Annotated in this window: 4 protein-coding genes and 1 riboswitch; all 4 genes read right to left on the bottom strand. The window is 53.6% G+C overall.

What is annotated here, in order from left to right:
• Window positions 1–219 precede the first annotated feature (219 nt).
• The 4 genes from ML541_RS17565 to glmS all read right to left on the bottom strand — a co-directional run bounded on the left by ML541_RS17565 (window position 220) and on the right by glmS (window position 15,591).
• Entirely contained in the window at window positions 220–1,056 is an 837-nt protein-coding gene (locus tag ML541_RS17565) for an ankyrin repeat domain-containing protein (RefSeq protein ID WP_243374941.1), read from the bottom strand.
• An 83-nt stretch (window positions 1,057–1,139) separates the two neighbouring features.
• Window positions 1,140–11,723 (bottom strand): SpvB/TcaC N-terminal domain-containing protein, encoded by a 10,584-nt coding sequence (locus tag ML541_RS17560; RefSeq protein ID WP_243374939.1) that lies wholly within the window; start codon window positions 11,721–11,723, stop codon window positions 1,140–1,142.
• Between the two features lie 40 nt (window positions 11,724–11,763).
• The gene (locus ML541_RS17555; protein WP_243374937.1) at window positions 11,764–13,155 is read right to left on the bottom strand and encodes a hypothetical protein; all 1,392 of its coding nucleotides are present in this window, start codon (window positions 13,153–13,155) and stop codon (window positions 11,764–11,766) included.
• A gap of 81 nt (window positions 13,156–13,236) precedes the next feature.
• A riboswitch (cyclic di-GMP riboswitch) is annotated at window positions 13,237–13,312 on the bottom strand.
• A 449-nt stretch (window positions 13,313–13,761) separates the two neighbouring features.
• Entirely contained in the window at window positions 13,762–15,591 is a 1,830-nt protein-coding gene (gene glmS / locus ML541_RS17550; RefSeq protein ID WP_243374935.1) for a glutamine--fructose-6-phosphate transaminase (isomerizing), read from the bottom strand.
• Between the last annotated feature and the right edge of the window lie 56 nt (window positions 15,592–15,647).

The raw sequence follows: 15,647 nt of genomic DNA, 5'->3' as shown, positions 1-15,647 counted from the left end.
AGTAAAATGGCTGTAGGACATGGTGGGTTCCTTTCTGGAGTGAGTGTTGGTCGCGCTTCACACACTACCAGAAAACCATCATGTCCTGCTTTTTTATCACGTGGTGCACTTACGAATAGAATCTACCCTACTTTCTCCCTATCTCAGGTTTGGTTGTCTTACGTCGAGGGCTGACCCCTTTATTGCTCCCCAGATGGTTTAACATCTCTTTCATCTTGTTCAGTATTTTTCCAGGAAATTTTCATCATATATCTTGTAAAAATGCTTCGGCACAGGTTCCTGATTATAGTCAAGTCCCTGCGATTTCAGATATTGAACCACTTCCATCTTTACCTTGTGTTCTCGTGAACCAAGCGGATATACCATATTACGTAGTTGGCTTAGAACAGTAATCGTGTCACCGTTCAAAGTTTTACAATCAGCGGTATGAACATCTATTTTCTTTTCAATTATGAGATAATGCACAATGTCAATTTGTCCTAAATCAAAAGCTGCCACCAATGCACTCTTACAACCATCAATGTAATTGGGATCAGCCCCCGCATTTATGATAATTTTGACATTATCTAAACTCAGTGAATTGACTGCTGAGATCAGTGGGGTTTGCAACCGGGCGGGCGGCGATATCGGCTTTGCAATGGCATTTGGGTCACCACCATACCTCAGCACCAGCTTCAGGTACTTTGGATTGCCTTTCCACTCTTTGCTACTCCATTCAGCAGCATACATCAATGCAGACAAACCATCATGATTTTGCAGGTTTGGATCGGCACCCAGCTGTAGCAATTTTTCAGCCGACTTATAGCGGTCGTTCAAGATCGACCAGATTAGCAATGTCTGTCCAAAGCGAGGTTCTTGATAATTAAGGAGCGTAGGTTGATCGCTAATTATCTCTTTGATTTTACCCAGATCTTCAGTGGCAACCGCGTTCGCCAAAGCTTGCACTTTTCTAAATAGTCGGATGTCATCCCCCAAAAAGCTGCCTTTACAGGAAACTAGGGTCAGTAACAATACCAACAGCATTAGGAATCTATAGCCTGCACTTATCAAATGCATTTTAAAATAACTCCTACTAACATGAATGGGGCTTTCACCCTCTTACGAAAAGTGCAACTCACGGTACTGTAGTATCCTTAGATTTAAGGCAAAGCATCCAACACAACTCCCATCGTATGGTTGTAACCGGACTGCGCTCCTCTTATTAAATCGTCTACCCCTGTGAAGGGAATATTTGGCGCATACGGAATTGATGGCTCAAGAGTGTGCCTTGTGCCATCGGCTGTCATACCAATTAGCCCCTGTGCTTTGTCAAGAATTTCGCCTCTCACCACATAAGCATCAATTTGACCAGCTTGTCCCAATCCTAGCGCATTCTTTGTTGCTTTACTTACAGCCGCCGCATTGAAAGTTTGTGCATCACGCCCGGTTGCCATTGAGTTAGCAGCCGCCAGTCCACCGCCCAAGGAATGCCCACCAAAGGAGAGATCAGCACCTGCACCGAGATATCGGTTGAGAGTCCTCGCGTTAGTTGCTGATTGACGATATTGGGCCGATTTACCGAAGACTTGCCCAACATTATTCTCCCAGTCGCGGACGCTTTTAGGCTCGGTACCTTGTGTCGCATAAAAATATTCGTTTTTACCTCTCACATAAAGCTGCGAGTTAAAGCCTGTTGAATCATCCCGTAACCGAATGCCGGCTTGGCGAGAAATACTCGCTGGCGCAACCTGCCAGCCACCAATAAGAGGCGTACCACTACCTCCATAAACATGGCTTGACATAACTGCCGCCTCTTTGGCGGTTGGAGCATTTCCATCCGGGTCTACTAAAACGAGCGGACTTTGGTAACCATAAGTATACATCGCAACGTTCAATGACCGGTATATACCACCATTAGGCTTACCATCTAAATACTTCCCAAGTATCGGATCCGCACTAATCCACCTTGAAATCACCGGCTCATAATACCTGGCCCCAAAGTAGTACAACCCGGTCTCCGGATCAAGCTCCTTGCCGGTGAACTTGTAGCCGGGGGTGTTGCCGCCGTAGCTGCCGCCTTCTTCGATCCAGGTCTCGCCATAGGGGAAGTATTCCAGATGCTGATAGATGGCCCCTTTTGCGTCGGTGATCATGTTGCTGCTGCCTAAATGATCGCCGTGGTAGAAGAACTGGTCCTTTTCTTCAGGGGGGAGGATGGCGGTGGTGGTATTGGTGCCGTTAAGCCTTCTGATGATGCCGAGCTTTTTCCCCTGGCCATTGTCCAGGCCGTTGATGCCGGGGGTGGTTGAGTTTGTCGTTGTCGTGGTGTTGTCGGTTACGGTGTTGGGGGTCTTGACCAGCTTGCTGACTACTCGGGTGTTGCCGGCATAGATGCTCTTGGTGCCCAGCTCGCCGTTTCTGATTGAGTAGAAGCGGTTGATATAGAAGGTTTCGCCATGCTGGCCGCGTTTCAGGACCCGCTCTCCCTGATCGTCATAGAGGAAGTAGGTGCTCTTGCCGTTGTCCTGGATCTCTTTGACGCGGTTTTCTTCGTTCCAGAGGATGGTTCTTCTTTTGCCGCTGGTCTTGTCGTCCCAGCCGGTCATATTGCCGTTGTTGTCGTAGGCGTAGAGCTTATCGCCAGCATCGGTGACGGCATGGGGATGGGAGCTTGTGTATTTGTAGTTTAAGAGATAGTTGGTCTCTTTGGGTAGATGCTCGCTGGCCGATGGCTGGATGATCTTGTGCAGCTGGCTCTTTCTCGTGAAATTGCCGATGGTGTCGTAGCTGAATTCGTTGGTGTAGCGGTTGCCTTTGCCAGGTCCGAACTGGTACTCGCCATTGGCGACCGTGAGCTGGTAGAGGTCGTCGTAGGTGAATTGCTGGATAACCGGACCGGCGGGGAGGGCGGTGTTTGTGGGAACGTTGATGTTGTTGTGTACTTTCAGGACATTGCCGACCAAGTCATATTCGTAGCTCATGTTCTGGACGGTGCGGGTGTCTGGGGTGGTGGTGACGAGGCTGTCCAGACGTCTGGTCTTGTCGTCATAGCTGTAGCTTGATTTGACGCCGTTGCCGTAGGCGATGAATTTCCTCTGGCCGAATTTGTCGTAGGTGAGGGCATTGATGTAGTTGTAGCGGTTGCCCCGTTTTTCTCCCCAGGCGGCGTTCAAGAGGCCGCCGTTATCGTAGCTATAGTAGAGGTTCTCCCCGTCGGGATAGGTCATCTGCAGCATGCGGCCGAAGGAGTCGAAGACGTAGTCGGTGGTATAGATCTTTCTTTGGGCGGCGGGGGTCTTGGCGTTTACCTGCTTTACTTCGCGGATGGTTTCGCCCAGGGCACCGTAGTAGCGTTCTTCTGTGCCTGATTCGTCGGTGACCCTGGTGACCCGCCCTGCCCTGTACTCGAAGGCGCCCATGGGGCCGTATTCGTAGGTGACATCGGTGGTGTCGGGGTAGTTGATCCGCATCAGCCGGTTGAAGATGTAGTCGTAGCGGATTTCTTTGCCCTTCTGGTAATTAGCGGTGAGTTTACTGGTCAGGTTGCCATTTGCGTCGTAGTCGTATTCGGTGCGGCCGGTGTCGGGATTCACTATGGCGGTCCGTTTGCCGACGAGATCGTATTCTACTGTGGTACGGTTGCCCCGGTCGTCTTTTACCAGGGTGATCTGGCCGAGGGGATCGTAGTCGTAGGTGGTGGTGATGGGTGCGCCGTGGTTGAATTCGACTACGGCCATGATCCGGTCGTCCACGTCTTTGTACGATAGTTTGGTCCCTTTGCGGTTGGCTTCCCAAGCGGCGTTGCCGATGGGATCGACGACCTTGGTGGTGGCGTAGAGGGTGCCTGAGTTATTCACCTGGCCAAAGCCGTAGCTGGTGGTGGTTATTGCATATCCGCTTGAGGCCTGCCTGTCGGGTGTTTCCAGACGGATGGTGCGGTCAAGGGGATCGTAGGCGGTTTTTGTAGATTTCTTGTCGATGTCGATGGGTACGTAGCCATAGAGATCACCGGTAGATTGGAAATTGGGCCATGCTTGCTCGATTGTCCTCCCCAATTCGTCGTAGGTGATGAGCCCGGAGACGACCATGCCGTAGCGACCTTCCACGTCGGCTTCTTTTTTGGTCTGCAGGACCCGCTTCATACCGTCGGCATAGATAATTGTGTCCAGGGTATTGCCGTTACTTCCTACGCGGGAAACCGCCTTATTCCTGGTGATGGCACCGGCGGGAGTAGTGAGATTTTCACCATCGAAGGCAATGACCGGTGCCTTGTATTCGAAGAAGAGGGTCGGCTTGGTGCCGGCATTGCCGGAACTGTCGGTATCGTAGGGGCCATAGACCATCTGCAGGCGGCCGAACTCATCATATCCGTCCAGCTGGTACGCGCCGCTCACGTCGCGCATCCAGGCGGGCTTGCCCCACTTCGGATCATAGCCGGACTGGGACCAGTAGGGACCACCGTCACGGGCGGAGAAGTTGTCGGCTATCTGGGTGACGTAGGTGTTCACCTCTGCATCATAGTTGTATTTTAGGGTATAGCCTACAGGATCGGTGATACTGAGAAGGTTGCCGTAGATGTCATAGCTGTCCATCTTCCAAGTCGCATTCTGATTGCCCCGGACCAGTGATGTATGGCTCTTCAGATTGCCGGTGCCGTTTTCGTAGGAAGCCCAGCGCTTGCGCAGGATGTTCCTTCCTGCATCTATTACCGTAATGGTGTCCGGTTTCCGTATGTACTGCTGCGGATCGTTCCAGTAGGTGATGGTGGCGGTAACATCGTCGGCTGTAGTGGCAAGCTCGCCGGCGTCGTAAAAGGTGGTTACATCACCGTAGCTGTCATAGGCAAAGGTTTGGAAGGTGCTCTTCCTCGCTCCCGTCTCGCTGGTTGTCCCGTCATAGAAGTAGGTATCGGTTCTGCTGAGCGCTGGGAATTGTGCAAATGCAACTGTGTCGGTTCCTTCTGTTACAGGGTAAAGATTATAGGCATTGGCGGTCTTAGCCCAGACATTGCCTCGCCAGTCGGCCGTTACCGATTTCAACAACAATCCTTTGAGGTAAAAATCCCGCTCATCATTGAATTCGGTTGTGTGGAAGGTTTCCGTTATGGAACGCTCTATGGCAGTACCCGGGGCCTGGGTCTCGGTGACCGTCTGGAAGCCATAAAATTCCCGCTCAAAGCGGTCCTTGTAGCCATCGGCATAGGAAAAAGCCGTGGCGTAGCTATTGCCCTTGCCGTCGGTGAGCGTAGACTTTTTAAGAGTCCACTGGCTCTGGGGCATGTAAATGGTATTCCCCTCGCGCTGGTACTCCAGGTTGATGCTGCCGCCAAGGGGGCGTTTCACGGTTTTCAACAGATTGGTGTTCTGCGTACGGTTGGTGCCGACCTGCAACTTCCCGTCAGTTGAAGAATACAGATAGTCGGCGGTGCCATCCCCCTTGACGTCGCGTAGCGTGCTTTCTTCCCGCGACATGCTCATCCCGCCGTTTATCTCAGGATTGATGATAATAAAGCAGGCTGCAACGCAAAAGGGACCGATTGAAAAGTAGTAAGACAGGCCAGCACCAAAGCTGGCGTTAAGCCCCGAATTGATGTTATGGCCAATACTCTCGCTCCATAGCACTGGCGGGGCGAAATCCGCGCCGGTGTTAAAACCCACATAAACATGACTTCCATCGTTATACACGCGGTCAAGAAGACCGTCGCCGTTTATATCGATAAGCTGCGCAGTATTCTTCGACTTGGATGTGGATACCGATGGCCCCCCTGCAAATCCTTTCACCCCATCACTGTAGCTAAAGGAAACGCTGCCGCTGATATTCGAACCATCATTCATGTTAGCTGCATATTTTCCCCAGTTTTCAAAGGTGTCGGAATACCGATAACCCATATTCAAGCGCACTCTTATGGTTAGATCATCGTTTTGACAGACAATATCGGGCAATCCATCACCATTTATGTCCATCATATCGCATTTGGTATTGGACCATCCCCCTCCAAGACTGCCGTTCAGGCCATAGGAAGGGTTCTGTGATTCCGGTTTTGCCGGTGGCTTTTTCTGGCTCTCATCCTGGGTATCCGGCACGGTACCGCCCGGCCCAATACTCAGAGAATCCGTTTCGGTGTCACGCACCGCCCCGAACCTGAGATTTCCCGTGCTATTCGGTTCCAATGGACCAAGCATCGTCGTGTACTGAACACGTCCCTGGCCGACGACATCCGGAAAGCTATCGCCATTCATATCCATGTAATCGAGAATGGTCTGACTCGGCGCCTTCGTACCGCTGATGGCTACATAGTAGCCGGCGCCGGCAGAGGTTTGCGAACTCTCAGTTATCCTGGAAGGAGCAGCAGCCCCGTTGAATTTATCGGCGGTAGGGACTGAGAGATACTGCAAACCCAGGCGAGAAGAACTTGTGACCTCAGGCGCTATCCACCAGTTTTGGTCCGCACTGGTCCAACGACTCTGGAATGCTTCGGGAAGTGCGATATAAAAATCCTTGGGCGTAACAGTAATCGGGCTGGAACTGGTGGGCAAAGGCAGGTTGTAATCGTTCCGGTTGGATGACACGACAAGCAATTCCTGGTGAATCGGTTCACTGGCCCGGCTGCGGTTGCCGTTATACGCTATGTACCCCCATCCGCGATAGGGCCTGGAGAATACATCAGGGACATTATGACTATGCAGTGCGGCGGGCACAGCAATGGCAGCGTTGATATTATCCCACGGAACAATATACTGCATGGTGGCGCTGACTCCACCGATCTGTCCGGCAAGGTACTGGTCCCGCGTGCTGAAGTCAAAAAACAGTTCGTCACCGGCAGTCACCGGGATCTGCACTGCGTGCTGCTCTGCGTTATAAGGAACTCCTGCAGCAATGGTGATGACATTCTTGCCGAGCCGTGCATTACGACGTTTTACCGTGAAGGTCACACTGCTATTGACGCTGAATGAAGGGTCGGGGCCAGCTGTAGAAGAGGTTAGGTAGGGCGTGACCAGTACGCTCCCTGTCTGAGACGCAATCCAGGACTGCTGAGGTGAGGACAGGGTATTTGCCGGATAGAAATCCACATCGTAAAGCGGTTTGAGCTGCACAATGTAATTGCCGCTATCATCCTGAATGGTCACCGGCGAACCTGGTGCAGGTCCCACCTGGTTGCCGTCAGAATCTTTGGCCGGGTTCCCGTTTGCATCAAGAGGGGTAGTATCCGGGTAAGTCGCTTGCACGTAAAATACTCGCGGTTTCCACTCAATCTGCTTCAGGTCAACGTCCGAATCCACAAGCACCTTGAGTTTGAGCACGTCACCCTGCGCAACGGCTATATCATCCACCGTCATAGTGCCGGGCTGATCCCAGGCCAGGGTGGTATTCCGTATCCGCACGTTATTAAGATACACGGCAAGTGTCACATCATCGGTAGTAATGCCCTTCTTGCTCAGATCTCCGGAAATGCGCACTTTCCCTTTGAACGGCAGGGTAATGGGGAACTCGCGCCCGCCGTACACCATGTCGTCCGCGGCTGTGTACTGATAAGATGGCAGGCTGTTCGCGTCCGTCTGTGCCAAAGGTGCACCCACGTAGCTGATGGTGGGATTCCAGCTAACTTGGTCATAGGAACCATCAAAAACTGACTGAACCCTGAAATAAATCCTCTCGCCTTTTTTGACTTTAATGCTGTCCAGGCCCGTAGGAGTATGGACCGAAAAGTCGTTGCCTTTGATGGTATCGGACCACAATTCGCTCCCTTCCTTCTGCACGGCGACCCGCACTCCGTCAGCGGTTTTGTAGTTCTTGTTCTTCTGTTCCAGGCTGGAGTCAACAAGATGAACCCCGCCGGTAATGCTGATAGTGCCGTCGTATGGAACAACCCAACGCCTTACCCCATCCAGAAGCGGGCCCTGATCTATCATTTTTTCATAGCGGTCCTTGTAATCAGGGAGCATCCCGGTGGCGTTGACACTGCTGAGCCCGATGGGGGAAGGTGTTAAATTGCTGTTGGCGGAAAAAACAATGTTTCCTTTGCCATTGGGTTTTCCTGTGTTGAAATACACCGTGCCCTCATCGACCAGGTCCACCAGACCATCGCCGTTCACATCCGAAAAGTATACAGACTGGGTCGTAGTGGTACTGCTCATGTCAAAAAGAGCGCTGGCGCCAGCTGCGAAACCTTGAATGCCAAAGGAGATCTGGTCGGAGTGATCGCGGGAAAAATCGGAGATGCCTTCGATTTGGTGACTTTCGCCAAAGGTTATTCGCGCAAGATCAGCGTGGGGTCCTGATGTGTTGAGACGGTAACAGACATTATTGCCGCATTTAAATACCTTGTCGGCAAGTCCGTCACCATTGATGTCGACCATGGCGATCAACCCGTTCGTGTCGCTACTGCTCATGCCCAGCTTCCCACCTACGGAAATGTGCTTAGGCGGCTCTATCCCGAACCCTACATACAGCGATCCGCCGATATTGCTCCCTTCGGTCCCTCCCAGGGCGCTGGCGTCAAACTGCAAGCCGAGAAAACTTTTACCCACGTTATCCGAAACTGTGTCCCAGTTCGCGGACGTATTGAAGCCATTATACGAACCGTCAAATTGCCGTACGCTATCGTAGTAGGAAAATTCATGCTTGTTGAAAAACGTTCCCGTCGAGCCGTACTGGCTGACTGATTTCAGGAGCGTCTTCCTGAACGCACCCTCAACATATTCAAAGTTGTAGCTCCTGATTAGAGAATCTCGGCCCTTTGCATCTGTGAAATGAACCTCTACGCGCTCCAGTCGATCTGCAGTAACCATCTTGAAGCCGGAGCGGGCATCGATGGTTACATCCGGCCGCTGTTTTCCCGGATTGAAGGTATTCTGGTCACGGTCGCGGGTGAAGTGGACCGAATAGGCGCCAGGTTCGTCGTTGTGCCCGGTATAGTCGATCTTCTCCAGGTAAATCTGGTAGCCCGGCACCGTCCCTCCCACGATACCCGTGTTGGAGACCACCTTGTAACTGTAGTTTACGGTATTGCCATTGGCATCCCGTACCTGGCGTAGCGCCCATTTGAAGATATTCCCTTTGTCAGCATCGGCAAGAACCGCATCGTTACCGCCGTTAGGCACCCGGCCGTAAAAGTAGCGGGTGCCGTTCTTGTCTGTCACTTCCCACCAATAGTTACTGGGAGCCGTACCGTGGCGGATGATCTTTCTGAATTGCCCCTCTACGCGGGTGTGAAAGACTTTTTCCGCCGTCCGCGGCTGCAGAGCCCCACGGTGGGCGAGCGGCGTAAGCTGTTCACCATCCAAGGTATAGGTTTCGGTCTCATTTGTTGCATCATACCGCGGCACCCCCCAACGGGTATCGATGGAGATTGCTTGAACTGGGATATCCCAGCCGATCCCCATCCAGCCGTTGCCGCCTGCCGAATTGTACTGCACAGCGATGTTAGGCTGTATCTTGTTCCGCCCAGGCGGCACCTCTATGGGATAGGAAAGGTTAGCCGTGCCCCGGTTATTGGCTTTGGGGGGCTCGATGAGGTTGATATTGGCGGTCGGATCGGCTGCCTTGATGTCCTTGATCGAATTGGGATTGAAGGAAAGGGCCTGGGGGTGCTCCGGCACCACCAGGGTGGAGTTGATGATGTCGGTGAAATGGTCGCTGTCGGAGACGATGACCGAGTTTGCCGGATCGACACTGCTCCGGGTCAGCGCCTCCCAACGGAGCATTTTTTCGTTGTAGTAGAACATGGTGACGTCGGTATCGGTCTGCCCGGCGGCAAAGAGGCTTCTGGAGTAACCGAAGGAGATCTTGATCGGCTTCTTAAACTTCATGCCGTGGGGGAGGAAACGGTAACCGGCCGCCGGATAGGTGACGTTGACCATTCCCGGATCGAGCCTGGCCAGATCGGCTTCGTTGAGGGGGACGATGGTGATCTCCGTCTCCTGGTCCACCGCACCTTCGGGGATGTCCAGGGTCACGTCCTTGTACTTTATTTTCTTTGCCTGACCGGGTATGACCTTCTCACTGTGCTTCTCCCGGTTGTCGGCAAAGGAGCCGTCCCCCCTCTTGTCTGTTTTTGCCTCCGCCGTGCTGGCATTGACATTGCTTGTCAGGGCTACGGTCTGGGAAGCGCCTGCTACACCGGCGTATTCAGATTTAACGCTGGCAGACCAAGCCTCGTCATCGGTCTGGGACGTAAACGACGTATCATCCTTGGATAGGGCCACACTGAAGGCACCATCCCGGTTCTGGGAGAGCTTGTTCTCCACATTGACCTGGACGAAATTGTCCCTGGCCATTCCCGGGGTGGCAAAACCCTGGAGGTAGGCAGTCCTGCCGAAAAATTGGCCGCTGCGCGGGTAACTCACCACCAGGCGCGGCGCATCTTGCGAACCGACCGGAGCGGCGGCAACCTGGACTTCATCGATTGCGCCGGTAGGGACGCCGCTTTTCAAGCGCAGGTAGCTTGTATTGAACACGATTCGCAAGGCGCTGGTGGTAACCTGTGCCGGCAGGGATACCTCGTTCCAGCCTGCCTGCATGACCGACAGATCCAGCTGCCAACCTGATTTCAAGGGCAGCCAACTCCCTCCCGAAAGGTATTGGATCTCTCCTTTCAGGTTGCAGGAATCGGGGAGGTGAAGCCTGATTTTTTCCGGCTCCACATTTCGTTCAAAATCCAGCTGAATAGACGGGTTTTCTGCAGAGGCATGAATTTGGTAGGCAGTCGCCGTGTCGCCGTCATAGAGTTCCAGCGCAGAAACTAAGGCGACTGAATTCCAACCGCTGTCCGTTTCCACCACCAGTTTCAAATTCCTGATATAGGCCTGCCCGTTGGGGGATCGAAACCTGATGGTGTTCTCCCCCTGAAGCAGCCAGGCCGGGTTGATCTCCTCCATCAGCTGTTTCCAGGCGGGTGTTGCCCCCTCAGGCATTCTAACGGCAAAGCCGCCGGACCAGGAGAGGTTGTTGATGGAACGCTCAACGCTGACTGCCTCGGCAATATTGGACCCTTCGTAGAGGAGATAGGCACGCTTGAAGAGGGATGGGTTCTGGAAAATGTTGAGGTTTACAACAGCAGCTGCATCGGCAGCAGTCTCCGGTACGGTAATCTCGGACGGTGTTGCGGCATATGAGATTATGTGCGGCGCCTTGTCGAGCAAACTGTTCAGCTGCTCGGGAGTGCGGATGTTGGCCAGGGTAAGTGGGGAGGAATCTCCAGCAAGAGTGCTGCCTGTTCCCCATATCTCCACTTCGGCTATTCCGGCGCTGATATTGCCCTGTGGGATGAACTCCAGGAGCAGATTAGCCGCAGCGAAGGGTAAATCGGCGTTCAGGGTGTTCCAGGCAGACGCATTGCCGGAGGCCAGGGAAATGTTGCTCAGAGAAGGGACGGATTCCCAGCTGCCGTTGTTGTCCCTATAGATATTGAGCTGATAGGAGGAACTGCCGAAGAAACGCAGCTTTAAGATTGACCTGGCATCGGCAAGGGACACGGTTACACGTGCCGTTTGGGTAGGCTTGTAGGTTGACCCAGTATCACGATCGAAGAGCCGCCACACCGCCCGGTTCTCATCGTCGGCCAGTTTTGGGGGAAGCGCCGAAGTATCGGCAAAGACCTTCACCGGTGTCAGCTTCACCGGCACCGACTCCTGAACTGAACCCTCCATCTGTCCCGTTGCGGCCCATCCTGAAAACGGCTGCACCAGCATGGCCATGAGCACCGCAGCTGCCGTTATTGCCTTGAATTTACGCTCGACAAACATAATCCCTCCCTGCCCTTCAATAACATTCAATTTAAAAAGGTCATTGCGCCGTGAAAGAAACAGCCCGATAGGTGTTGTCGGACATATTGACCTGCACCGGGCTTGGCGGCGGCACGCTGCCGGACGTGGTCATATCCACCGACGCTGCGGTGACATAGACGTCATAAGTGGTCCCCTTGGTCAGGCTGCTTCTCGCCAGGGACGCGGCAAAGGCGCTGCCGCCGACCCACAGACCCTGCACTTCAGTATAAACGCCGTTGATCATGGTCCAGATACTCACGTAGTAGGAGGCTGCACCCGGAACACCGCCCCAACTGACGCCGTAGTTGCTGGAGGTGGGGATAACCGCGATATTTGTGACAACCGGCAACTGAGCAGACAGGTCAGGAATGGTAAAATTCGAGGTCAGACTATATCCCGAAGCAGCAGCTGTGACAGTGTAAGTTCCCGACAGGGGGGTGGTGCCGAAATCCCAGTAAAGGTAGTGGGAATTGGTCCTCGGATAGGTGAACGACAGAGGGGTGGCAATGCCGGGACCGGTGACGGTGATAGTCCAATCTCCAGCCGGTGTGGTGTCTGTCGAGGTAAGGAGGGAGGTCCAGACTGTCAGACCGTATTGGTCGACACCCTTGGCATCCTTGCCCAGGTAAAGGATTCCCCCTTTTGCTGCCAGATTATAGGAACCGGCAGCACCCCCGGCCAGCACCATATCCAAGCTTGCCACCGAGCAATTATTTGGAGCGGCCAGGGACGGTGCCGCTGCGGTGTCAGACATGAGCGTGGTAAAGTTCTGGCTGTAGGCAAGGACCTCCACCAAGTAGCTGCCGTCCGTCAAGCCCGGCAGCTGTAAGGATGGGGATGCAGTGGCCCCGTCGATGAAACCGGAGCTCACCGTACTGCCGGTACCATCGGTGAGTTTATAGTAATAGGAACCTGCACCGGAGACAGGGTTCCAGGATATGGTGCTCCCTGTTTTGCTGATGGCAGCCCTTGGGATGGTGCTGGATGTACTGAGATTGAAAGTAGAGCTGATGGTCACGGCGCCATTGGAGGCAGTGGCGGTATAGGTGCCCGAGGAAGGGGTAATGTCTTGCCAGCGCCAGATCTGGTAGCTGGATGGAGCGCCGTCATCGTATTTCGCCATCAGTGGCCGGGTAATGCCGGGGCCGGTCAGGCTGATCTGCCAGCCGCCGTTCAGCCCCGGGCCGTTGCCGTTGCTGTCCCTCAGGGTAACTAGCAATGCCAGCCCTTTGGCAGTCGAGCCGTCATTCAGTGTCCCACCGGAAGCGGTCAACGTATAGCCACCGCCGACATTGGTCGTGGAGGAAAGATTAACATTGGCATTATTGCTACCCGGACTATTGCCACCACCGCCACACGCGGCAATCAGCCCGGCCATCAAAACCAGAAACATCACCTTAAAAAATTTCATATTCCCTCCTGAAATAAAAAAAGCCTACCCCACGAAAGGATAGGCTTGAATTCCATATGGATAAACTCCACCACATGTCACTTCGGTAGCCCCTCTATCCGTATAGCGGATGGAAGCTTTGTGCCACACGGTTGCCCGTGCTTTACCTTTTCGGCGACATAAAAACAGTTATGTTTGCAGATGCTCTCCGGCAGCACCTCCTGCTCTTTAATTAATTTTCGGCCCACATGACCCGGACGCTTTATCAATTTGCATACCAAAGCTGTAACCTGCTGTAATAACAGTGCAAAAATTTACTGATACCCTATTCGGTAAAAGGACCTTTATAATTCATGTGTAAAGATTTTTTACATTTTAACAAGAAACGTTGCTATTTTAGCAAGTTAGGAACTGTAAAGATTTTTTACACATTTAATAAAATGCTGTAATTATAAAGTCTTATTTGTGTAAAGTTTTTTTACACCTGTTTATTATCTGCTCAAACCGGTACCTATTCATCCAATGGCGTAAAAATTAAAGGGGGTGTGAAATCCATGTATTTCACACCCCCTTTCGCAACCTTCGTTTATTGCGGTGTTGTTGTTGTCTTTATCCCAAATCTTGTACCTACTCCACAGTAACGCTCTTGGCCAGGTTGCGCGGCTGGTCCACGTCGGTCCCCTTGAGCACCGCCACGTGGTAAGCCAGAAGCTGCAGCGGCACCGAGAGGAGAATCGGCGCCAGGTCGTCATTGTCCTGGGGAATTTCCAGGGTCACTTCGGCTTTGCCGGCTATCTCCCGGTCCCCTGCCGAGCAGACGGCAATGACCTTGCCGCCACGGGCAATGACCTCTTCCATATTGGAAGCGACCTTTTCGTAATTTCCATTCTGGGGTACCAGGATGACCACCGGCATATTCTCGTCGATCAAGGCGATGGGGCCGTGTTTCATCTCGCCGGCGGGGTAGCCCTCAGCGTGGATATAGGAGATTTCCTTGAGCTTCAAAGCCCCTTCCAGGGCGATGGGATAATTGATGCCGCGCCCCAGATAGAGGAAATCCCTGGCGTTCATATACCGCCTGGCAACGGTTTCCACCTGGGCATTGAGTTCCAGAGTCTTTTCCAGCAGCGTCGGTACCTTCACCAGGGAGGCTATCATGGCCTGCCCTTTGGCCTTGTCGATAGTGCCGATGGTGCGGCCGAGCTTGATGGTGAAAAGGTAGAGGGCGACCAGCTGGGTGACGAAGGCCTTGGTGGAGGCAACGCCGATCTCGGGGCCGGCATGGGTATAGACGACGCCGTCAGCCTCACGGGCGATAGAGGAGTCGACCACGTTACAGATGGCTACGTTCTTGCCCCCCCGCGCCTTGCCTTCGCGCATGGCGGCCAGGGTGTCGGCGGTCTCCCCCGATTGGGAGATGAGGACGATGAGGGTTCGGTCGTTGACGACCGGGTTGCGGTAGCGGAATTCCGAGGCTATATCCACCTCCACCGGAATCCGGCAGTGCTCCTCAAGGAGGAATTTTCCCACCAGCCCGGCATGCCATGAGGTGCCGCAGGCGATGATGCAGATCCGCTCCACCTTTTTCAGCTCGCTGTCGGGCAGAGAGAGGCTTTCCAGGTAGACGTCACCCTCTGCCTCCACGAGCCGGCCGGCGATGGTGTCGCTGATGGCGCGCGGCTGTTCAAAGATTTCCTTGAGCATGAAGTGCTTGTATCCCCCCTTCTCGGCCATGAGAGGCGACCAGTCGATGTGCCTGGGGTTCTTCGCCAGGGGTGCGCCGGCGACGGTGGAGAAGGCCGGCTGGTTGTTGCGAAAGACCGCCATCTCCCCATCTTCCATAAAAATCATCTCTCGGGTATGGGAGAGGATCGCCGGAATGTCCGAGGCGACGAAATACTCACTTTTGCCAAGGCCGATGACCATCGGCGACCCCTGTTTGGCGGCGATCATGGTCCCCGGTTCCTTTTCGCAGAGGATGCAGACTGCATAGGCGCCACGCAGTTCACTGAGCGCCACGCGGACCGCCTTTTCGAAATCCCCCGTCTCCCGCAGCTTTTTCTCCACCAGATGGGCGATGACCTCGGTGTCCGTCTCGCTCTTGAAGGTATGGCTGGCAGCCCGCAACTCTTCCCGCAGCTGCAGGTAATTCTCGATGATGCCGTTGTGGACGACGACGATCGGCCCGGCCTGGTGGGGATGGGCATTTATCTCCGAAGGCCTGCCGTGGGTCGCCCAACGGGTATGGCCGATGCCGATGGAGCCCGCTATGGGCTCCTTTACCAGGAGATTTTCCAGGTTAACGAGCTTCCCCTCGCTTCGCCGGGTCTCGGCATGGCCGTTGTTGAGGGTGCATATTCCTGCAGAATCATAACCGCGATATTCGAGTCTTTTCAGACCATCAAGGATGATGGGGGTTGCTTCCTGGGTACCGGTATAACCGACAATTCCACACATATCGAACTCCGTTCGAAGTTCCAGGTTCAAGGTTCGATGTTCCAGGTTGAAACCTA

Source organism: Geotalea sp. SG265, from assembly GCF_022808985.1.
GTDB lineage: Bacteria > Desulfobacterota > Desulfuromonadia > Geobacterales > Geobacteraceae > Geotalea.
Note: the sequence above shows the minus strand (reverse complement) of the source record. Positions and strands in the feature narration are given on the sequence as shown.